This is a genomic window from Methylobacterium aquaticum (assembly GCF_001043915.1).
GTDB classification, from domain to species: Bacteria; Pseudomonadota; Alphaproteobacteria; order Rhizobiales; family Beijerinckiaceae; genus Methylobacterium; species Methylobacterium aquaticum.
In genome coordinates this window covers 1-21369 of sequence record NZ_LABX01000176.1, presented here as the reverse complement: position 1 = coordinate 21369, position 21369 = coordinate 1, and the positions used below count along the sequence as shown (strand labels likewise).

Sequence of the window (21369 nt, the reverse complement as noted above, 5' to 3'; positions counted from 1 at the left end):
GACGGGTCGTCTCTACGCGAAGCGGAACATCACCGCTCCGTAAACGAGCGAGAGCGCGAGCGCCCATTCGAGGCTCGGGCCGACGAGGCCGAGCCAGGCAAGGTTGATGAAGGCGGCCCCGACCAGCGTCAGGAACAACCGGTCGCCGCGGGTCGTCGGGATGCGCAGGATGCCGACCTGCTCGGTCTCCGGGCGCCACACCGCCAGCGCGGTCATCAGGGCGAGCAGGCCGGCGATGACCGCGAAGAACACCGCGGTCTGCCAGGTCCAGGCCATCCAGGCGAAATCGGCCATCGGAGGTCTCCCGTCACACCCGGCCGAGGGCGAAGCCCTTGGCGATGTAGTTGCGCACGAACCAGATCACGAGGGCGCCCGGCACGATGGTGAGCACACCCGCCGCGGCGAGCAGGCCCCAATCCATGCCGGCGGCCGAGACCGTGCGGGTCATGGTGGCGGCGATGGGCTTCGCATCGACCGAGGTCAGCGTGCGCGCCAGCAGCAGCTCGACCCAGGAGAACATGAAGCAGAAGAAGGCGGCAACCCCGATGCCCGACGCGATCAGCGGCATGAAGATTTTTACGAAGAAGCGCGGGAAGGAATAGCCGTCGATCGCCGCGGTCTCGTCGATCTCGCGGGGCACGCCGGACATGAAGCCTTCGAGAATCCACACCGCCAGCGGCACGTTGAACAGGCAATGCGCGAGGGCCACGGCCCAGGGCGTGTCGAACAGGCCGACCGCCGAGTAGAGGTTGAAGAACGGCAGCGCGAACACCGCCGGCGGCGCCATCCGGTTCGACAGCAGCCAGAAGAACAGGTGCTTGTCGCCGATGAAGCTGTAGCGCGAGAAGGCGTAGGCCGCCGGCAAGGCCAGCCCGATCGACAAAACCGTGTTGATCGCCACGTAGGACAGCGAGTTCAGGTAACCGCCGTACCAGCTCGGATCGGTGAAGATTCGGATGTAATTGTCGAACGTGATGGCATGCGGCCAGAGCGTCATACTGGTGTTGATTTCCTGGTTGGTCTTCAGGCTCATGTTCACGAGCCAGTAGATCGGGACCATCAGGAACAGCAGGTAGAGCGTCATCACGACGTGGCGCGGGCGCATCAGGCGGCCCTCCGGTCGAGCGGGATGGAGGTGGCGGGGGGCAGGCTGCCGGCGGCGGCGGCATCCGCCGGGTCGCTCTCGGTCAGCACCGTGCGGTTGCCGGCGTCCACGTTGGTCATCACGGTGTAGAACACCCAGCAGACGCTGAGGATGATCAGGTTGTAGACCAGCGACATCGCCGCCGCCCGGCCGAGATCGAACTGTCCCAGCGCCAGCTTGACGAGATCGATCGACAGGAAGGTCGTGGCGTTGCCGGGGCCGCCGCCGGTGAGCACGAAGGGCTCGGTGTAGATCATGAACGAGTCCATGAACCGCAGAAGCACGGCGATCAGCAGGACCCGGCGCATCTTCGGCAGCTGGATGGTGCGGAAGATCGCCCATTGGCTCGCGCCGTCGATGCGGGCGGCCTGGTAATAGGCGTCGGGGATCGACTTGAGACCGGCATAGCACAGAAGCGCCACGAGGCTGGTCCAGTGCCAGACATCCATGGTCACGATGGTGACCCAGGCGGCGAGCGCGCTGCCGGCGTAATTGTAGTCGATGCCGATCGCGTTGAGGGTCGCGCCGAGGAGCCCGATATCGGTCCGGGCGAAGACCTGCCAGATCGTGCCGACGACGTTCCACGGGATCAGGAGCGGCAGCGCCATCAGCACGAGGCAGAACGCGACCGAGCGGCCCTCCCGTGGCATCGACAGCGCCACCGCGATGCCGAGCGGCACCTCGATCGCCAGGATGATCGCGGAGAACAGGAGATTGCGCCACAGCGAATCGAAGAATCGCTCGCCGAACTGGCTCGCGGGATCGAGCAGCTCCTGGAACCAGCCGAGGCCGTTCCAGAAGAACTGGTTGTTCCCGAACGTGTCCTGGACCGAATAGTTGACCACCGTCATCAGCGGCAGCACCGCCGAGAAGGCGACGACGGCAAAGACCGGCAGGACGAGGAGCCACGCCTTCTGGTTGACGGTCTTGGTCATGCGGCGCCTCCCGGCTGGCCAGGCACCAGGGCGCCGTCGGCGTAGATGTGGATCTGGCGCGGATCGAGGGTGAGCGCCGCCTCGGCCCCGTCGAGGTTCTGGCCCTCCGCCACCGTGGCGACGAGGGGCCGGCCGCCCAGTTCGACCCGGGCGAGGCGCTGGCGGCCGATATCGTCGATGCGCCGCACCTGCACGGGCAGCCCGAGGCCCCTGGGCGCGAGGTGCACGTATTCGGGCCGCACCCCGAGCTCGATCCGCTTGGTCGTCGGCAGGTCCGGGTAGTGGCGCGCGAGCGGGATGGCGTGACCCTCGACGGTCGCCGTCGCGCCCGCGACGTGCGCCGGCAGCAGGTTCATGCCCGGCGAGCCGATGAAGTGGCCGACGAAGGTGTGGGCCGGACGCTCGAACAGCTCGTCGGGCGTGCCGGTCTGCACCACCGCGCCGTCATGCATCACCACCACGGTGTCGGCGAAGGTCAGCGCCTCGGTCTGGTCGTGGGTGACGTAGATCATCGTCAGGTCGAGCTTGCGGTGCAGCTCCTTCAAAGTGGAGCGGAGCTGCCATTTGAGGTGCGGGTCGATGACGGTGAGCGGCTCGTCGAACAGGATCGCCGCCACGTCCGGGCGCACGAGGCCCCGGCCGAGGGAGATCTTCTGCTTCATGTCCGCCGTCAGGTTGTTGGCGCGGCGGTCTAGGACGCGGGTGAGATCCAAGAGCCCGGCGATCTCCTCCACCCGCGACCGGATGGTGGCGGGCGCGACGCGGCGGTTCTTGAGCGGGAAGGCCAAATTTTCCCGCACCGTCATGGTGTCGTAGACCACTGGGAACTGGAACACCTGGGCGATGTTGCGCCCTTCCGTCGGCACCGTGGTGACGTCGCGGTCGTCGAACAGGATCCGGCCGCGGGTCGGGACCACCAGCCCCGAGATGATGTTGAGGAGCGTGGACTTGCCGCAGCCGGAGGGCCCGAGCAGCGCGTAGGCGCCGCCCTGGCGCCAGACGTGATCGATCTCCTTGAGCGCGTAGTCCTGCGGGCCCTGCGGGTTCGGGCCGTAGGCGTGGGCGAGATGGTCGAGGGTGATGCGGGCCATGGATCCCCTCTCCTTCAGGCCGCCGCCGGCAGGTCGAGGGCGGCTCGACGGCCGGCTCCGTCGAACACCAGGGCGTGGCGGGGGTCGAGGTAGGTCGTCACCGCCGTGCCGGGCTCCAGCCGGCGCACGCCGGTCACCAGGGCGATCAGGCGGCTCTCGCCGGCATCGACATGGACGAAGCTCTCCGAGCCGGTGATCTCGGAAACCGAGACCGTGGCCGGCAGCGCGATCGCCTCAGCCGGCAGCGGATCGAGGGCGAGATGGTGGGCCCGAAAGCCGATCGTGTAGGCGCCGTCGGGCACGCTCGCGAGCGGGCCGGTCGCCCGGACCTGACCGCCGGTCGGCAGCGCGATCCGGCCGCCGGCCTTGGTCACGGCGAGGGTGTTGAGCGGCGGGTCGGAGAAGACCTTCGCGGTGATGAGATCGTCGGGCCGGCGGTAGACGTCCGGCGTCGGACCCACTTGCGTGACGCGGCCCTGGTGCAGGGTGGCGGTGCGCCCGCCGAGCATCAGCGCCTCCGCCGGCTCGGTGGTGGCGTAGACGAAGATGGCCCCCGTCGCCGCGAAGATCCGCGGCAGCTCTTCCCGCAATTCCTCGCGCAGCTTGTAGTCGAGGTTGGCCAGCGGCTCGTCCATCAGCACGAGGTCGGCGCGCTTGCAGAGCGCCCGGGCGATGGCGGTGCGCTGCTGCTGGCCGCCCGACAATTCGAGCGGGCGGCGCTTCAGGTAGGGGGTGAGCCGCAGCAGCCCCGCCGCCTCCTGCACCCGCGCCTCGATCTCGGCCCTCGCGACGCCCGCGACCCGCATCGGCGAGGCGATGTTCTCGTAGACCGAGAGGGACGGATAGTTGATGAATTGCTGGTAGACCATCGCGACGTTGCGGCGTTGCACCGGCCAGCCGGTGACGTCCTTGCCGTCGGCGATGATCCGGCCCTCGCTCGGCGCTTCGAGCCCGGCCATCAGGCGCATCAGGGTGGTCTTGCCGGCAAGCGTCTGGCCGAGCAGCACGTTGAGCGAGCCCTTCGGCAGGGCGAGGCTGACGTCGCGGATATGCGTCTCGGGGCCGACCCGCTTGGTGACGCTCTCCAGGATCAGGGTCATGGCGCCCTCCCGTCTTGTCGTTGTGTCAGGCCGCGTTGGAGGCGGCGGCGGCGCGGCGCATGAAGTCGTCGAGGGCGGCGGCCTCGGCCGCGCCGACCCTAAGGCCGAGCTTCGAGCGGCGCCAGAGCACGTCCTCGGCACTCATGGCCCATTCGCGGCGCATCAGGTGGCGCACCTCGCGCTCGGTGAGGTCGGCCCCGAAGAGCCGGCCGAGATCGGCCATGGACCGCGCACCGCTCAGGATCTCGCGGGCGTCGGTGCCGTAGGCCCGAACCAGCCGGGCGACCAGGGTCTCGGGCAGGCCCGGATGCTGGCGCACCAGCCCCGCCACCACGTCGTCGTAGCTCTCCTTCGGGAAGTTGCCACCTGGCAAGACCGCGCCCGCGGTCCAGGGGCTTTTATGGGCCGCCGGCAGGTGGTCCTTCAGCCGGTCGAGCGCCGATTCGGCGAGCCGGCGATAGGTGGTGATCTTGCCGCCGAAGACCGAGAGCATCGCCGCCTGGCCCTCCGGCGCGTCGAGCGTCAGCACGTAGTCGCGGGTGGCTTCCTGAGCCTTCGAGGCGCCGTCGTCGTAGAGCGGGCGCACGCCCGAATAGGTCCACACCACCTCGTCGCGGCTGACCGGATCGCGAAAATACTCGCTCGCGGCGGCGCAGAGATAGGTGATCTCCTCCTCGCTCGCCCTCACCTCGGCGGGGTCGCCCGTATAGTCGCGGTCGGTGGTGCCGATCAGGGTGAAGTCGCGCTCGTAGGGGATCGCGAAGATGATGCGCTGGTCGGCGTTCTGGAAGATGTAGGCGCGGTCGTGCTTGAAGAGGCGGCGCACCACGATGTGGCTGCCCTGGACGAGGCGCACGCCCTCCTGGGAATTGGCCCGCGCCACGCCGGTCAGCACGTTGGCGACCCAGGGACCGGCGGCGTTGACGAGGGTCCGCGCCCGCACGCTGTCGCGGGCGCCGGTCTGGCGGTCCTCGACGGTCAGGTCCCACAGGCCCCCGGCGCGGGCGGCGGTGAGGACCCGGGTGCGCGGGCGGATCATCGCGCCGCGCTCGGCGGCGTCACGGGCGTTCAGCACCACGAGGCGCGAATCCTCGACCCAGCAATCCGAATATTCGAAACCGCGGCGAAAGCCGGGTTTCAGCGGCTCGCCGGCGGGATCGCGGGTGAGGTCGAGGGTGCGGGTGCCGGGCAGGCGCTTGCGGCCGCCGAGGTTGTCGTAGAGCAGCAAGCCCAGGCGCAGGAGCCAGCCGGGGCGCAGGCCCGCATGGTGGGGCAGCACGAAGCGCAGGGGCCAGACGATGTGGGGCGCCATGCCCCACAAAACCTCGCGCTCCATCAGGGCCTCGCGGACCAGGCGGAACTCGTAATGCTCCAGGTAGCGCAGGCCGCCATGGATCAGCTTGGTGGACGTCGAGGAGGTGCCGCTGGCGAGGTCGTTCTGCTCGAACAGCACCACGGAGGCGCCGCGGCCGACCGCGTCGCGGGCGATGCCGCAGCCATTGATGCCGCCGCCGATCACCGCGAGGTCGAACACCCCGCGCTCGTCGCCGGGCTGCTGGCGCCTGGGGGCCAAGGCCACCTCCCTGTTGGAGCCGTTCGGCTCGTTCGTTCGCATCGTGGCGTGACCCTAGCCAGGACCGCCCGTGGAGGCAAGCGAAACCGAAAGCAGGAAGGTGCGAACGAAAGTCGAAAGCTTTCGGTTTCGCCTCACGCGGCGGCGTCGGGGGTGTCCTGCGCTCCTGCCTCGGCGCCCGCCTCGACCAGCGCGACGCGGTGCGCGGCGCACATCTCGCGTAAGGCGGCGGAGGGCAGCGTGTCGGTGACGAAATAATCCAGCTCGCGCAGGTGGCCGACCCGGATCGGCGCCGAGCGTTCGAGCTTCAGCTTGTCGGCGACCAGGATCACCCGGCGGGCATTCTCGATGATGGCGCGGGCGACCCGCACCTCGCGGTAATCGAAATCGAGCAGGGTGCCGTCCTCGTCGATCGCCGAGGCGCCGATCACCGCGTAATCGACCTTGAACTGATTGATGAAATCGACCGCCGCCGACCCGATCACCGCCCCGTCGGCCCGCCGCACCGGCCCGCCGGCGACGATCAGGTTCATCTTCGGGTGGCGGTAGAGCAGGGTCGCGACGTTGAGGTTGTTGGTGATGACGAGCAGGTCCTCGTGGTCGCCGAGGGCGCGCGCCACCTCCTCGGTGGTGGTGCCGATATTGATGAACAGGGATGCGCTGTTGGGGATGAGCCGGGCCGCCGCCGCGCCGATCGCCCGCTTCTCGCCATGGGCGACGAGGCGGCGGGCCTCGTAGGACACGTTCTCGACGCCCGAGGCCACCACGGCGCCGCCATGGATGCGCGACAGGAGCCGGCTGTCGCACAATTCGTTCAGGTCCTTGCGGATCGTCTGCGGCGTCACCTCGAACCGCGCCGCCAGGTCCTCGACGCTGACCCGGCCGTGCAGGCGGGCGAGGGCGAGGATGTCCTGCTGGCGCTGGGAAACCTGGTCGATCACGACGCGCATGCCTTACGTCTTGCCCGCGAAGGGCGCTTCTTGCCCGCGCGGGGTCGCGGGGTTGTCATTGTCGGGGCAAGCGGGACCGGGCGCAATCGCGACGGACCATTCGACACTGCGCCTGGCCGGACCGTCCGGCTGGCAAAATACCAATGTTTGGTATGTTTCTCGGAGACGGAGGTCGCCCTGATCGCTTCGCGATGCGGCCATCGGCTTCGCTCAGGCGCGTGGAGCCGACGGTTCCACCGCGCGGGCTGGCGATCCGACGTCCGGACCGAATCGTCCAGACGTCGGATCAGAGCCAAGCGACACGTGTGTTCGCCTGGGTGACGGCCGGTCGTCGGACGGACGGCGTCGCGTCTGCCCATCTCAGGCCCGTCACTTGACGTGGGCAAATTGCCCACATAACCATGGGCCCAGCGGAGCTTCGCCGCGGCTGCCACACTTTCGCTGTGGCGGCGGCGTCTAGACCCGCGCGATGCGTCGGCGCTATGGCGAGGCGGTCACCGATGATCCACTGCGACCCCGCGCCGATGGCGCGCCTGCGCCAGCCCCTCGCCGAGACGATCCTGCCCTCCGCTCCCTCGCCCGTCGCCATCGGCATCACCGTGTTCCGGCCGGACGCGGCGCAGGTCGCAGCCCTCAGCGCCCGGGTCGCGGCGGAGACGCGGCCGACTATCGTGTTCGACAATGGCGGCCTCCCGGCGTCGGCCGCCGCCCAGCTGAGCGAGCACGGCGCCCGGGTGCTGTCGGCGGGCGACAATATCGGGATCGGCGGCGCCCTCGACGCGATCGCCCGGGCGGCCATGGAGGCCGGCGCCGCACAGGTGCTCCTTCTCGACCAGGACGCCGCGTTCACGCCCGGGCAGGTCTCGGAGCTGGAAGCCGCGCTCGCGCGGCTGAGGAGCGTGAGCCCGCCGCCGGCCGTGGTCGGCCCGCGGCCCGAGGCGGCGCCCGGCCGCAAGGCGCCGTCCTACCCGCGCCGGCCGGACGTCCCGGATGGCGGCTCCCTGGTGCCGGTCGAGTTCCTGGCCACCTCCGGCTCGCTCATCGACCTCGCGGCCTATGCGCGGATCGGCCCGTTCCGCAGCGACTTCTTCATCGACGGCGTCGACCTCGAATGGTGCTTCCGCGCCTGGAATCGGGGCTATGGCTGCTGGATGGAGACGGGCACCGCCCTGCCCCACCGGGTCGGGGGCGGGGTGATCCGCTCGACGTGGCTGGGCATCGAGATGCCGCGCCAGCCGCTGTTCCGGATGGGAGCCTACCTGCGCAACAGCGTCTATGCCTGGCGGCTGCCGCACGTGCCGCGGCGCTGGAAGCTGCGGCAGGCCGCCTACCTGCCGCTCCAGGCCCTGCTCTACTGGGCCGATTCCGGCTGTCGCCCGAGCGTGCTCGCGCATCTGGCCGGCGCCGTGCTCGACGGCCTGCGCGGCCGGCTCGGGCGGCCGAAGGGATTGTCATGACCGCCGATCCGACCCCCGCCCTCGACGTGGTGATCGTCAACTGGAACGGCGGCGCCCTGCTGCGGGCCTGCCTCGCCAGCCTGGCGACGGCGGAACACGACCTCGGCGACGCCCTCGCCCTGCGGGTCGTCGTGGTCGACAACGCCTCGCGCGACGGTTCGCTGGAGGACCTGCCGTCCTTGCGCCACGGACCGACCGTGATCGCCAATCCCGACAACCACGGCTTCGGCCGGGCCTGCAATGCCGGCGCGGCCCGAGGGATCGCGCCCGCGATCCTGTTCCTCAATCCTGATGCACGGATCACGGCCCGGAGCCTCGCCGGCGCCCACGCGGCCCTGATGGCGGATCCCGGCACCGGCATCGTCGGGGCGCAGCTCCTGGACGAGGCGGGGCGGGTGCAGCGCTGCTGCGCCCGGCGGCCGAGCGCCGCCTCGCTGGTCGGCCAGGCGCTGCTCCTCGACCGGGCGCGGCTCGTGCCCTCCCACTTCATGACCGAGTGGGACCATGCCGAGGACCGGGCGGTGGACCAGGTGATGGGCGCCTTCCTGATGATCCGCCGCTCGCTGTTTGCGGCGCTCGGCGGCTTCGACGAGCGCTTCTTCGTCTATTACGAGGATGTCGATCTCTGCGCCCGGGCCTGGGACGCGGGCTCGTCCGTGCGCCACCTCGCCGGCGTCGCGGTGCGGCACGAGGGCCAGGGCACCACCCGGGCGGCGAAGGCCCATCGCCTCGCCTGCTTCCTGGAGAGCCAGATCCGCTACGCCGCCAAGCATCACGGCCGGGCGACGGCGCTCGCCCTGGTGGCGACGGCCTTCGGCGCGCAGGTACCGATGCGCCTCGTCCAGGCGCTGGCGCGGCGCTCCCCGGGGGAGGCCCGCGAGACATGGCGCGGGGCGGGCCTGCTCGCCCGGGCGCTGCCCGGCCTGATGCGGGCGATTGCCGGGCCCTCGCGCCGATGACCCCGCCGATCGACGGTTTTCCCGCCACAGCCGCTGGACAATCGCGCGCGAGGCCGGGCATCGCTCTGGCAACCCGGCGCAGGACTGCCTAGAGCATCGCAGGATGACGTAAAGACCGTCTCGCGAGAGACGGTACGGCAACATTGGAAAAACGACAGCAACCACCGATCCCGAGGCGATCGGGTGACGGCTCTCGCGGCAAGTTCGGACCTCTTCATGCTTCATGGAAAGAAGATCACCGTCGTCCTGCCGGCCTACAACGCTGCGGCAACCCTGCGGCGCACCTATGCCGAGATCCCCCTCGACATCGTCGACGACGTCATCCTGGTCGACGATGCCAGCCGCGACGAGACGGTGGCGGTGGCCGACGAACTCGGCCTGACCGTCGTGCGGCACGCCCGGAATTGCGGCTATGGCGGCAACCAGAAGACCTGCTACCGCACGGCGCTCGCCCGCGGCGCCGACATCGTGGTGATGCTCCACCCCGACTACCAATACGCCCCGCGCCTCGTCACCGCGATGGCCTCGATGATCGGCTCGGGCGAGTACGACGCGGTCCTGGCCTCGCGCATCCTCGGCAAGGGGGCCCTCGTCGGCGGCATGCCGCTCTACAAGTACGTCGCCAACCGCGGCCTCACCTTCGTGCAGAACCTCCTGATGGGGCAGAAGCTGTCCGAGTATCACAGCGGCTACCGCGCCTGGAGCCGCACGGTGCTGGAGAACCTTCCCCTCGACCGCTGCTCGGACGATTTCGTGTTCGACAACCAGATGCTGGCCCAGGCGATGGGCGCCGATTTCCGCATCGGCGAGATCTCCTGCCCGACGCGCTACTTCGCCGAGGCGTCCTCGATCAACTTCCGCCGCAGCGTCGTGTACGGCCTCGGCGTGCTGAAAACCTCGCTCGTCTACCGGCTGCACCGCTGGGGCGTGCGGGCCGATCCGCTCTTCGGTGCCCCCGCCGCCAAGCCGGTGCGGACGCAGCCGTGATGCGCCGCATCGTGCTTCCGGTCGCCCTCGCCGTCCTGGCGCTGCTGCCCATCGGCCTCGGCCTGGTGGCGCCCGGCACCCCGGGGGACGTGGTCGCCTGGCTCTCCGCCCTGTGCGAGCGCCAGGGCGCCGCCGGGCCGATGATGCTGATCGCGGCCCAGACCCTGATCGCGGCGAGCGGCGTGCTGCCGGCCTCGCTGCTGGGCATCGCCGCCGGCACGCTGCTCGGCGCCGGCGCGGGCTTCGCCGCCGCCGCCACCGGCACGATGGCGGGGGCCCTGCTGAGCTTCGGGATCGGCCGGCGGCTGCTGCGCGGGCGCCGGGCCGGCGGCCTCACCGGCGGGCGCTGGGTCGCCGCCCTCGACCGGTCGGTGGCGGCGGAGGGCTGGCGCCTCGTCTGCCTGATGCGGCTCTCGCCGGTGATGCCGTTCGCCCCGACGAGCTACGCGCTGAGCCTCAGCCGCGTGCGCCTGTCCGACTATCTCCTGGGCACCCTGGCGGCCCTGCCGGCGCTTCTCGTCTACGTGATGCTGGGCGCGCTCGGGCGAACCGCTTTCGCCGGCGAGGCGGAGTGGCTGCGCGGCTGTCTCCTCGTCCTGGGGTTGGGCGCCACCGTGCTGCTGCTGCGCAAGCTCAAGCGCCTCGCCGGGCGTCTCGCGGGCGAGCAGCCGTGACGGGCCGCATCGATCGGGCGGGGGCGCTCTGGTGCGCGGCCTTCGCGGCGCTGGGCCTGCCGCTCTGCCTGCTCCTCGCCCTCCTGGTGCCGCTCGGCGAGGTGGCGGACGAATCCGCCCACCTGCTGCGGGCGGTGGCCCTCCTCGACGGCCAGGTCGTCGGCCACCGCGAGACCGTGACCTATTCCGACGGCGTCAGTCGCCCGGCGGCCGGCGTCACCGTCGATCCAGCCTGGGAGGTCTTGAGCCGCAGCCGGCCGCTCACGCCCGACACGGTCCCGGAGCCCGCGCCGATGCCGGCCCCCGGCGCCCCGGCCTTCCTGCCGCTCTACACCATCGGCACCTACTTCCCGGCCTTCTACGTCCCGGCCGCCCTCGGGATCGGCGCCGGGCAGGCGCTGGGGCTGACGCCGGCCAGGACGGCCCTCCTCGGGCGGCTCGCCACCCTGGCGGCCTATGGCGCGCTCGGGCTCGCGGCCCTGGCGCTGGCGCGGCGCGGCCGGGCGCTCCTCTTCGGGGTCCTGGTGGTGCCGATGAGCCTGTCGCTCGCCGCGTCCTTCAACCAGGACGGCCTGATCATCGCCGCCTGCGCCCTGGCCGCCGCGCTCCTCACCGGGGAGGAAACGGCGGACACGGCATCCTGGCGCCGGCGCCTCGCCGCCCTCCTGATCGCCCTCGTGGTGCTGGTCAAACCCCCCTACGCGCCGATCGCCGCGATGCTGCTGGTGCCGCTGCCGCCGCGCATCTGGGCCAGCCCGGTCGTCTGGCGCCGGGTGGGGCTCGCGGTTCTGGCAGTGCTGCCGGGCGTCGTCTGGATCCTCTTTACCACGGCCCATGTCGCGACGCCGGTGCCGCGCCTCGCCTACGAGGCCGGCCCGCTCTGGGCCGGCCCGCGCCCGGCGCCGTTCCTCGGCACCGATCCTCTCGCCCAGGCCCGGATCCTGCTCGACCGTCCCGACCTGATCGTCACCCTGCCGGCGCAATGCCTGTTCGCCGCCAAGCGCGCCCTGACGCTCGCCACCGGCGCGATCGGCATCTTCGGCTGGCTCGACCGGAGGCTGCCGGCCGTCGTCTACGCCGCCTGGGGCACCGGGCTGGTCGGGCTCGCGGTCCTCTGCGGGCGGAGCGGGCGGCTGCGTGGGCGCGACCTGGCGCTGCTCGGCGGCGCGGCGCTCCTCACCGCCTGGCTCGTCGTCCTGTCGCAATACCTGTCCTGGACCAGCGTCGGCGAACCGCGGATCGAAGGTCCGCAGGGCCGCTACCTCCTGCCGCTGATCCCGATGCTCGTTCTCGCCGTGGCGCCACGTCCCGCCGGAGCCTCCGGGTTGCGCTGGGCCCTCGTCCTCGGTACCGCGGTGGCGGCCCTCGACCTCGTCGTGGTGCCGCTCGCCGCCGCGCGGATGTTCTGAGGCGGGGCGGGCCGACCGAATTCACGCACGCGCCGGATCGTGCCTGTCGCCTCCCCCCGCGGGCGGCAAGATCGTCCGGGACTCGAGGGAGGCGCGGGATCCTCCCCTCTCCAGGCGAGGCCGGGCTTGCCCAGTATCGCTCAGGGTGTGGGAGAAGGAGGATCCTGCGCCATGTCTTTCCCGGACCGGCCTGCGCCTGCGGGGAGTGAAAGAACCGGCGCCAGCCTGTCCCCCACACGGACCGCATGACCTCCTCCCCTCCCCTCTCACGTCTTCCCTCCGCGAGCCTCCCGCCATGCGCGCGCTGATCGACCTCCTCCGCGCCATGACCCCGCGCGAGCGCCGCCGCGCCGGGCTGATCGGCGCCGGGCTGGCCCTTGCGGCCCTGCTCGAAGTGGTCGGCGTCGCCTCGGTGGTGCCGTTCCTGACGCTGGTCGGCGATCCCGGCGCGGCGGCGCGGGTCCCGGCGCTCGGCGCCATCCGGGACGGGCTCGGGCTGACCGATAACCGCACCTTCCTGATCGTCGTCGGGCTCGGCGCCCTTGGCGCCATCCTCACCACCTCCTGCGTCAATGCCGGTCTCACCTATGCCCAGCTGCGCTTCAGCCATGCGGTCGGCTACGGCTTCGCCCGCCGGCTGCTGTTTCGCACGATCGACCGCGAGCGGCTGTTCTTCACGACCGCCAACAGCGCCGAACTCGCCAAGACGATCCTGAGCGAGACCGACCGCCTCGTGGTCGGCGTGCTGACGCCCGCCACCGTCATCGCGTCGCGGGCGACCTCGGCGCTCGCCGTCATCACCTTCCTGCTCGTCGTCTCGCCGCGCCTGGCGCTGATCCTGGGGGCCGGCTTCGGCGGGCTCTATGTCGGCATCTTCCTGGTGGTGCGGGCGCGCCTGTCCCGGATCGGGGCCCGCGCCGTCGCCGGCAACGAAGGCCGGTTCCGGGTGGTGCACGAGACGCTCGGCGGCCTCACCGAATTGACGCTCTACGGCCGGGCGCAAGGCTTCGCGAGCCGGTTCGAGGCCCCGGCCCGCGCCTATGCGCAGGCCAGCGCCGAGAGCCTGCTCACCGGGCAGTTGCCGCGCTTCGTCATCGAGGCGCTGGCCTTCGGCGGCGTGATCGTGGTGGTGCTGTTTGCCCTCTCGCAGGGGCTCGACACCACCGGCATCCTGCCGCTCCTCGGCCTGTTCGCCTTCGCGGGCTACCGGATGCTCCCGGCGTTCCAGAACGTGTTCAACGCGCTGGCGCTGCTGCGCTTCACCCTGCCGGCGGTGCGGCTGGTGGTCGAGGGGCTCGACGGCGAGCGCCCCCCGCGCCCCCGCGCGCCCGAGCGCCTGCCGTTCCGGGAGGCGATCCGCCTGGAGGGCGTCGGCTTCGACTACGAGACCGGCCGCCCGGCCCTGTCCGGCATCGACCTCACGATTCGCGCCCACACCACGGTCGGCCTCGTCGGCCGCACCGGCTCGGGCAAGTCGACCCTGATCGGCCTGATCCTGGGCTTCCTGCATCCGACCACCGGCCGCATCGCGGTCGACGGGGTGACACTCGATCCCGCCACCCTGCCGGCCTGGCAGAACCGCATCGGCTACGTGCCGCAGGACATTTTTTTGATCGACGGCACCATCGCGGAGAACATCGCCTTCGGCCTCGATGCGGTCGACGCGGCCGCGGTGGAGCGGGCGGCGCGGCTTGCCGGCGCGCACGACTTCGTCGCCGCCCTGCCGGAGGGATATGCGGCGCGGGTCGGCGAGCGCGGCGCCCGGCTCTCCGGCGGCCAGCGCCAGCGCATCGGCATCGCCCGGGCGCTCTACCACGACCCCGACGTGATCGTGTTCGACGAAGCGACCTCCGCCCTCGACGACGAGACCGAGGGCGTGGTGATGCGGGCGGTGCAGGGGCTCAGCGGCACCCGCACGCTCATCATGATCGCCCACCGCCTCACCAGCCTTGCGGGCGCCGATACCGTGCACGTGCTGGAGGGCGGCCGGATCGTCGCCTCGGGCCCGCCCGAGCAGGTGCTGCCGCAGGCGGCGCGGGCGGGCGCGTGATCACGCGCCGGGTCACGGCTCCAGCGCACCGTAATCGTGGGTATAGGCCCCCTCCTCGAACCGGTCGAAGGTTTGGCTCCAGCGGTGGCCGGGCCAGAGGTAATCGACGCGGCCCGCCTCCGGCCGGTACAAGGCCGTGTAGGCCGTGGTGAAGCTGAGCTTGCGCGAATAGAGCGGCGCGTCGAAGAAGCGTGAGGCCAGCGCCGCGAGGCTCATCGACGAATCGGCCAGGGCCTCCTCCAGCACCCGCTGGCGCAGGGCGGAGCGGGAGGCGGGCAGGATCCGCTCCTGATGGTTGGTGCAGGTTGTCTGGCGCGTCACCGCGGCCTCGCGCCGAGGCCCGAGGAAGACCGTGGCATGATCCCCGGTCCGGTCGAGCACGGTGACGTTGTGAAGTTGCACCGCCGGAAGGCGCCGGAGCGCGGCCACCGCCTCGCGGACCGACCCGCAGGTCTCGAGCACGTAACGCAGCATCTGGATGATGGCAAAACCCTCGCCCCGCCGGGCGAGACCGCCGAGCGTGCAGCTCGCCACCAGCCCGTCCTCGTTCATCCCGTCGAGGCAGCCGCCCCAGGGCCGCTGCACCATCCCGATCACGCGCCGGCCCGACCAGGCGGTCATCTCGATGCGGCCGGTGATGGCGGATAAGGGATAATCGTAGTTGCGGATCAGGGCCGGGCCATCCGGGCCGAGCCAGACCGCCTGGCTGCATCCCTGCCGGTGCGGCGCCGGGCGGTAATGGCTGAGGATACGGTGGGCCAGGTCGTCGTCGCCGACCATCCCGCACAGATCGTCGTAAAGCCCGACGAATTCGGGCATGTGGCGCGCGAGCGCCGCGCGGCACTCGGCGGCCGAGGGCCGCTCGGGCGCCCCCTCCCCGAGATACCACCGCGCCGCCTCGTCCCGTCCATCGCGGAAGCGGGCAAGCCATGCGGCGCCGGGCCGGTCCTCGCGGTGGGCGGTGAACGTCTTCTCCATCTGGCCCTGTCCTCCGGACCGGTCGCCCCGTCGGAGGGCTGTCCGTCACCTTTGTCCTCGCGGCCCTCCCCGCCGCTTCAGCGGCGGGTTGCCCCGTCACCACATCGTCTGTCTCGCCCGCTCGGCCCAGGCGGCGTCGTAGCTCTCGCCGCCGACGCGGCCTTGGCTCATCTCGGCCAGGATCTGGCCCGGGGTCGGCAGCGTCTTCGGATCGACCTGGGCCTCGGCCTGCCACAGGCCGGAGCGGATCAGCGCCCGGGCGCACTGGAAATAGACCTCCACGACCCGGATCACCATCACGGTGCGCGGCGCCTTGCCGTCGACGGCGAAGGAGGCGCACACATCCGCGTCGTCGTCGATCACCGCCCGTCCATTGACCCGCAGCGCATTGCCGATGCCGGGGATCAGGAACATCAGCCCGACCCGCGGATCACGCACGACGTTGCGCAGGCTGTCGATCCGGTTGTTGCCGCGGCGATCGGGCATCAGCAGGGTGTGCGGATCGGCGACCCTGACGAAGCCCGGACGGTCGCCGCGGGACGAGCAATCGAGCCCCTCCGGGCCGCTGGTCGCCAGGGCGGCGAAGGGCGCGACCGCGATGAAGCGCCGGTAATGCGGCGTGATGTGGTCGGCGACCTTCGCGGTCGAGGCTTCGCCCACCGCACCGAACTCGCCATAAACCCGTTCCAGCTCCGCGACATTGCCCAGAATCGCCATCGGCCCGTCTCCGCCTGACTCTGATCGATCGCTTAGGCGATGGAGGCGGGGAAGACCATTGCCACGATGGCACCGTCGCGGGAGCGTCCCTCATCGAGGGTCCGGCCGCTTTCCGGTTGCCAACTGGCAACCCGCCGGGCCCCGCCTTTTGACCGCAGGTGGCCGCTTCCGGGACGACCCGTTGCCATCTGGCAACCACCGCCCGCGATGCTGAAGGGTTCATCGATCTTGACCAAAAACCGTTTGCACTCTCACGGTCGCACTGGCATCGTCTTACGGAATTTTTCCGTTACGCGCTTGGTAACCGTAAATGCTCGATCAGCCGCAGGAACAGGCAAAAGCCGCATCCTCTGACCGCCCCTCGATCACCCGGATCATCGCCGATGACGGCTTTGCCCTGTCGAACGAGTTGAACGCGCTCCGGCGCACCCTCTTCCCCCCGGCCTCGCACAAGGTGTTGCGCTCCTTCTCCTCCGGCGAGGCGGCGAAGCTGATCGGGGTGGCGGATGGCTACCTGCGCCAGCTTTCCCTGGCGAGCAAGGGCCCGCAGCCGGAGACCGGCCCGGGCGGCCGGCGCTCCTATACGCTTGCTCAGATCAACGAGTTGCGCCAGTTGCTCGACGACGGTCCGAAGGCGAAGGGCTACGTGCCGCACCGCTCCGGGACCGAGCATTGCCAGGTGCTGGCGGTGGTGAACTTCAAGGGCGGATCGGGCAAGACCACCACGGCGGCCCATCTCGCCCAGTACCTCGCCCTGCGGGGCTACCGGGTGCTCGCCGTCGACCTCGACCCGCAGGCATCGCTGACCGCGCTCCACGGCTACCAGCCGGAATTCGACGTCGGTCCCAACCAGACCCTCTACGCCGCGATCCGCCACGACGACGAGCAGACGCCGCTCGCCGAGGTGGTGCGCAAGACCTACTTCCCGGGCCTCGACCTCGTGCCCGGCAACCTAGAACTGATGGAGTTTGAGCACGACACCCCGCGGGTCCTGGCCGACCGCAACGCCGAGCCGTTCTTCGGCCGGATCGCCACGGCGCTCGGGAGCGTCGCCGACGATTACGACGTGATGATCCTCGACTGTCCGCCGCAGCTCGGCTTCCTGACGCTCGGCGCGCTCTGCGCCGCGACCGCAATGCTGGTGACGGTGCATCCGCAGATGCTCGACGTGATGTCGATGTGCCAGTTCCTGCTGATGGCCTCCGACCTGCTCGGGGTGGTGCAGGAGGCCGGCGCCGACCTCGATTACGACTTCCTGCGCTACGTCGTGACCCGCTACGAGCCCTCCGACGCGCCGCAGACCCAGATGGTCGCCTTCATGCGCTCGCTGTTCCGCGAGCGGGTGCTGACCCACCTGATGCTGAAATCGACCGCAATCTCGGATGCCGGCCTGTCGAAGCAGACCCTTTACGAGATCGGCCGCGAGAGCTTCACCCGCGCCACCTACGACCGGGCGATCGAGGCGCTCGACGGGGTGAATGGCGAGATCGAGGCCCTGATGCACCGCGCCTGGGGACGTGTGGCGGCATGAAGCGCAAGGATGCCCTCCGCGCGGCGTTGAGCGCCCGTTCCACCGAATCCCAACCCGAGTTGCCAGCTGGCAACCCGGGCGAGGCCCCGGCCGCGCCGCCCGAACCACCGCCCGAGGCGCCGCGCCCCCTGGTGCGCTCCGGCGCCGTCGGCGCCATGGGGCGCAGCCTCGGGCGCATCGCCAGCGCGGCGGCGGAGGCCCGCGCCATGGTCGCCTCCGGCGACCGGGTGGTGGAGATCGACCCGGGCCTGATCGATGGGTCGTTCGTGCAGGACCGGCTGTCGGGCGATCCGCAGGAGCATGCCGCCTTCGTGGCGCTGATCCGCGAGCGCGGCCAGCAGGTGCCGATCCTGGTGCGGCCGCATCCGACGGCCGAGGGCCGCTATCAGGTCGCCTACGGCCATCGCCGCCTGCGCGCGGCGGCCGAGCTGGGCCGGCCGGTGCGGGCGGTGGTCAAGGCGCTCACCGACGAGGATCTCGTCGTCGCGCAAGGCCAGGAGAACTCGGCCCGCGCCGATCTTAGCTATATCGAGCGGGCGCTGTTCGCGATCGCCCTGGAGGATCGCGGCTTCGACCGCGCCACCATCATGGCGGCGCTCGCCGTGGAGAAGACGCAGCTCTCGCGGCTGATCGGCATCGGCCGGGCCGTGCCGGCCGAGGTCGTGGCGGCCATCGGGCCGGCCCCCAAGGCCGGGCGGCCGCGCTGGACCGCGCTCGTCGAGGCGCTGGGCCGGGACGGGGCAGGGGAGGTGGTGACCCGCATCCTGACGGCGCCGGATTTTTCGGACCTCTCCTCCGACGACCGCTTCGCCCGGCTGCTCGCAGGTCTCACCGCGCCGGCACCGCGGCCGGCACCGGCGCCGGCGGTCTGGACCACGCTCGGCGGCCGGCCGGTGGTGCGGATCGAGCGTGGCCGCCAGGGCACCCAGCTCACCGTCGACGACGGAATCGAGCCGGACTTTGCCGCCTATCTGATCCAGAGTCTTCCCCAGCTCTACGCCGCCTTCGCCGAGTCGAAGGCCCGCGACGAGACCGATTAAGGTTTGATCCACGAGTGCGCCGGCGGGGCGAAGACTCGCCGGTTAGGCACAGAGATTCACAGGAATCTGTCGCTCTGCTTCGGGAATCGGCCGGACTCGACTCTGCCGATTCGGGTTTCGCACGTTAGGACTCCACCCAACAGAGTCACGACGCGCGCCCCGCGGGTTCGCGTCCCCCCGCGGAGCCCTTTGGTGGAGATGACGACCCCGCCGCACACCGCCCCCGAGCCGGTCGAGGGCGTGCGCGACCCCGACCTCCTCGAGATCGTCGAGAAGGCGCGCGGTAGCGTCGCCTACAAGGCGACGCTCGCCTTCGTGCGCGCCAGCCAGGCCAAGCGCGACGCCGAGACGGACGCGCGCGACAAGCTGGTGGTGCTGAAGGCCGAGGCCGAGGCCGAGCGCGCCCGGCTGCCGCGCAACGCCCGCCGCCGCGACATGGTCCGCGAAGTGATCGAGAACGAGCCGGCCTCGCCGGAGAACATCCAGCACATCCACTCGGTGCTGGCGCTCTGCGGCCTGCCATATCGCGAGCCGAAGGGCGTCACCAACGTCTCGCGGGAATACGGCCGCAACACGCTCGCCATCAATGCCGGCCGGCTCATCAACCCGTCGACCGGCGAGATGGAGATGCAGGGGCTGCCCTATGGCCCGAAGGCGCGCCTGCTGCTGCTGCATCTCTGCACCGAGGCGGTGCGCCAGCGCAGCCCCAAGGTCGAGGTGGCGCAGAGCATGTCGGGCTTCATCCGCGACATGGGCTTCCCGGTCACCGGCGGCGAGCGCGGCACGCTCAAGCAGTTCAAGGAGCAGCTCAACCGCCTCGCCGCCTGCTCGATGCAGATCGGCCTGTGGGACGGCACCCGCGCCTCGACCCTCAACGTGCCGCCGTTCCGGCAGATGGATGTGTGGCTGCCGCTGCACAACCATCCGGACCAGGGGCTCCTGTGGTCCTCGACCATCACCTTCCACCGCGAGTTCTACGACAACCTGATCCAGCACGCCCTGCCGGTCGACATCCGGGCCGCCCGCGCCTTCGCGGGCTCGGCGCGCAAGCTCGACCTGCTGTTCTGGGTCGGCTACCGGCTCTCACGGCTGGAGCGGCCACTGCGCCTGACCTGGGACAATCTCTACAAGCAGTTCGGCAGCGAGAACGGCTCGATCCGCTCGTTCCGCCAGGAGTTCCGCAAGGACGTCGCCCACCTCACCGAGGTGTTTCCACGCCTGCGCCTGACTCTCGACGACGGCGGCATGCAGCTGCTCCCCTCCGATCCGAGGGACCTGCTGGTGCCCCCCAAGGCGGCGCTCGCCAATAAGCGTGCCCGGGCAAGGGCTTGATTCCGCCGAGTTCCCTACGCGGGGAGGGGGCTCGACGCGGAGAGTGTTGATACACGTGTCGGCGGCGCGAAGGCGCTGAACGTGTCGCGGCCGTAGATAGGATTGTTTTCTCTTTATCGACAGCAACTCCGCGACGGTGGATTTGCCTCTCCCGACCCCGCGAGGCGGACATGGCTTTTCCTCCCACCCCCTCATGCTGAGGTGACGGCCGATCGACGAACGATTGGCCTCGAAGGCGGTCTCCCGTCACCCCTGCGTCGTCTGGAGATCTCCTTCGAGGTCCGTCGATCTTTGCTCGCCTGATACCATCGGCCCAAGATGCTGACGCATCGGGCCGATGAGTCATCTCGAATTTCCGACACCAACCCAGAGGTTTGGCAACATTCGAGAACAGAACCAAAACTCTTTTTCAACGACCGTTGGTATTACACCTCAGGATGAGGTCGCAGGTGGGACAAGACAAAGACCCCCGGCGTGTTTTACGACCATAGACGCGGCTCTTTTCTGGACAAATCTGTCTGAGCGAGTGGCCACTTGCTCACGGCATGGCATGATTTCCGCCGGGTCTGCATTACGCTCCCCATCACGCCGGTGCGTGCCGACAGGGAGACTCGGAGATCCATGATCGCGGACGCTTTCCGGACGGGCGGATCATGATCCGCCCGGTTCTGCACCGTCAGCGGCTATGGATCCCGGGTTCTCGTCTTCGACGCACCCGGGGATGGCGCAGAGGGCATAGTAACGGTCGATCGCGAAGCAAATATGTTTGACATGCGTATGGCGTATTGGATAGTTTTTTTAATACTAATTGGGTGATTGATGGGTCGACGGATATCGATCGGTTTGGCAATCGATGACAACTCCACATATCTTGTCCGGCTGCAAGGCGGCACCCAGCCGTCACCGCCATCCGACGCCGAGTTGCCTACGCTCGGCCACGGCCGGGAACGCCTCCGACCACGCTGACTCGCCTACGCGCCCCAACCCCCGCATGGCATCCCGAATCTGCCGCTTTCCCGTTGAGATTCGAAGGGTTTCGTCGCTCTGCGCCCACGCAGACCTCCCTACGAGACGTGAACGACTCCACGCCGAATTGCCTACGCTCCTGCGCGATCGGACAGCGGCTCGGTAATCCTCCGATCTGCCAGCTTCGGGAGTCTCGGCAAAGTATTGCCAGGCTCCCATCATGCGCCCGGAGTCGAGGACGAGTCCCGGATCGGGACAGCGAATCATCAGCCATCGTACAGGCGAGTCGGTTCCACCGGTTCAAGCCTCGCCTCGACTCTTCCCCGTGGAAACGACTCGGGCTGATCTGGGCTTTGTCGAGCGAGGACTCAGGATCCGTGAGTCGCCGACTCCGGTCGTGGCCGCTCCGGACTCTGGATCGAGGCTCCGGGCGGGAGGGCAGCGGGCTCCGCCCGCACCGCCGGTGGCCTTGGGCG

At 70.2% G+C, this 21369-nt stretch carries 18 protein-coding genes; 9 read left to right on the top strand and 9 right to left on the bottom strand.

Going from position 1 to position 21369, the window contains the following annotated elements; all coding sequences use genetic code 11:
- Positions 1-12: 12 nt before the first annotated feature.
- The 7 genes from VP06_RS22070 to VP06_RS22040 form a co-directional block, all read right to left on the bottom strand.
- Complete coding sequence (locus VP06_RS22070; protein WP_048465939.1) at positions 13-294, bottom strand: DUF2160 domain-containing protein; 282 nt, start codon at positions 292-294, stop codon at positions 13-15.
- A 13-nt stretch (positions 295-307) separates the two neighbouring features.
- Positions 308-1105 carry a carbohydrate ABC transporter permease gene (locus tag VP06_RS22065; RefSeq protein ID WP_048433526.1) on the bottom strand — a complete coding sequence of 266 codons (798 nt, stop codon included), beginning with the start codon at positions 1103-1105 and terminating at the stop codon, positions 308-310.
- Positions 1105-2079, bottom strand: a complete 975-nt coding sequence (locus tag VP06_RS22060; protein ID WP_048465938.1) for a carbohydrate ABC transporter permease — start codon at positions 2077-2079, stop codon at positions 1105-1107. Before VP06_RS22060 ends, VP06_RS22065 begins: the two co-directional genes overlap by 1 nt.
- A complete protein-coding gene (locus tag VP06_RS22055; RefSeq protein ID WP_048465937.1) occupies positions 2076-3170 on the bottom strand; it encodes an ABC transporter ATP-binding protein in 1095 nt (364 codons plus the stop codon). The genes VP06_RS22060 and VP06_RS22055 overlap by 4 nt, the downstream gene beginning before the upstream one ends.
- Positions 3171-3184: 14 nt before the next feature.
- Complete coding sequence (locus tag VP06_RS22050; RefSeq protein ID WP_048465936.1) at positions 3185-4270, bottom strand: ABC transporter ATP-binding protein; 1086 nt, start codon at positions 4268-4270, stop codon at positions 3185-3187.
- Between the two features lie 25 nt (positions 4271-4295).
- Positions 4296-5843 (bottom strand): glycerol-3-phosphate dehydrogenase, encoded by a 1548-nt coding sequence (gene glpD, locus VP06_RS22045; protein ID WP_048465947.1) that lies wholly within the window; start codon positions 5841-5843, stop codon positions 4296-4298.
- 134 nt (positions 5844-5977) lie between these two features.
- A complete protein-coding gene (locus VP06_RS22040) occupies positions 5978-6793 on the bottom strand; it encodes a DeoR/GlpR family DNA-binding transcription regulator (protein WP_048465935.1) in 816 nt (271 codons plus the stop codon).
- A gap of 500 nt (positions 6794-7293) precedes the next feature.
- Between VP06_RS22040 and VP06_RS22035 the strand changes: the two genes are divergently transcribed.
- The 6 genes from VP06_RS22035 to VP06_RS22010 all read left to right on the top strand — a co-directional run bounded on the left by VP06_RS22035 (position 7294) and on the right by VP06_RS22010 (position 14329).
- Positions 7294-8250, top strand: coding sequence for a glycosyltransferase family protein (locus VP06_RS22035; protein ID WP_245291274.1), 957 nt, complete (start codon positions 7294-7296; stop codon positions 8248-8250).
- Positions 8247-9209, top strand: coding sequence for a glycosyltransferase family 2 protein (locus tag VP06_RS22030; protein WP_048465934.1), 963 nt, complete (start codon positions 8247-8249; stop codon positions 9207-9209). The genes VP06_RS22035 and VP06_RS22030 overlap by 4 nt, the downstream gene beginning before the upstream one ends.
- A gap of 216 nt (positions 9210-9425) precedes the next feature.
- Positions 9426-10196, top strand: coding sequence for a glycosyltransferase family 2 protein (locus VP06_RS22025; RefSeq protein WP_048465933.1), 771 nt, complete (start codon positions 9426-9428; stop codon positions 10194-10196).
- Entirely contained in the window at positions 10196-10870 is a 675-nt protein-coding gene (locus tag VP06_RS22020) for a VTT domain-containing protein (RefSeq protein ID WP_053081979.1), read from the top strand. Before VP06_RS22025 ends, VP06_RS22020 begins: the two co-directional genes overlap by 1 nt.
- Entirely contained in the window at positions 10867-12279 is a 1413-nt protein-coding gene (locus tag VP06_RS22015; protein WP_048465932.1) for a DUF2142 domain-containing protein, read from the top strand. The genes VP06_RS22020 and VP06_RS22015 overlap by 4 nt, the downstream gene beginning before the upstream one ends.
- Positions 12280-12574: 295 nt before the next feature.
- Positions 12575-14329 carry an ABC transporter ATP-binding protein gene (locus tag VP06_RS22010; protein WP_048465931.1) on the top strand — a complete coding sequence of 585 codons (1755 nt, stop codon included), beginning with the start codon at positions 12575-12577 and terminating at the stop codon, positions 14327-14329.
- Positions 14330-14341: 12 nt separating this feature from the next.
- Here VP06_RS22010 and VP06_RS22005 read toward each other — a convergent pair whose 3' ends face one another.
- Both VP06_RS22005 and VP06_RS22000 read right to left on the bottom strand, forming a co-directional pair.
- On the bottom strand, positions 14342-15307 hold the full coding sequence (locus VP06_RS22005; RefSeq protein WP_048465930.1) for a C45 family autoproteolytic acyltransferase/hydrolase: 966 nt from the start codon (positions 15305-15307) through the stop codon (positions 14342-14344).
- Between the two features lie 96 nt (positions 15308-15403).
- Positions 15404-16024 (bottom strand): pyridoxamine 5'-phosphate oxidase family protein, encoded by a 621-nt coding sequence (locus VP06_RS22000; RefSeq protein WP_048465929.1) that lies wholly within the window; start codon positions 16022-16024, stop codon positions 15404-15406.
- A 310-nt stretch (positions 16025-16334) separates the two neighbouring features.
- Between VP06_RS22000 and repA the strand changes: the two genes are divergently transcribed.
- The 3 genes from repA to VP06_RS21985 all read left to right on the top strand — a co-directional run bounded on the left by repA (position 16335) and on the right by VP06_RS21985 (position 19927).
- On the top strand, positions 16335-17555 hold the full coding sequence (gene repA, locus VP06_RS21995) for a plasmid partitioning protein RepA (RefSeq protein WP_048465928.1): 1221 nt from the start codon (positions 16335-16337) through the stop codon (positions 17553-17555).
- Positions 17552-18595 (top strand): plasmid partitioning protein RepB, encoded by a 1044-nt coding sequence (gene repB, locus VP06_RS21990; RefSeq protein WP_048465927.1) that lies wholly within the window; start codon positions 17552-17554, stop codon positions 18593-18595. The genes repA and repB overlap by 4 nt, the downstream gene beginning before the upstream one ends.
- Positions 18596-18793: 198 nt before the next feature.
- Complete coding sequence (locus VP06_RS21985) at positions 18794-19927, top strand: replication protein RepA (protein ID WP_048465944.1); 1134 nt, start codon at positions 18794-18796, stop codon at positions 19925-19927.
- Positions 19928-21369: the final 1442 nt, after the last annotated feature.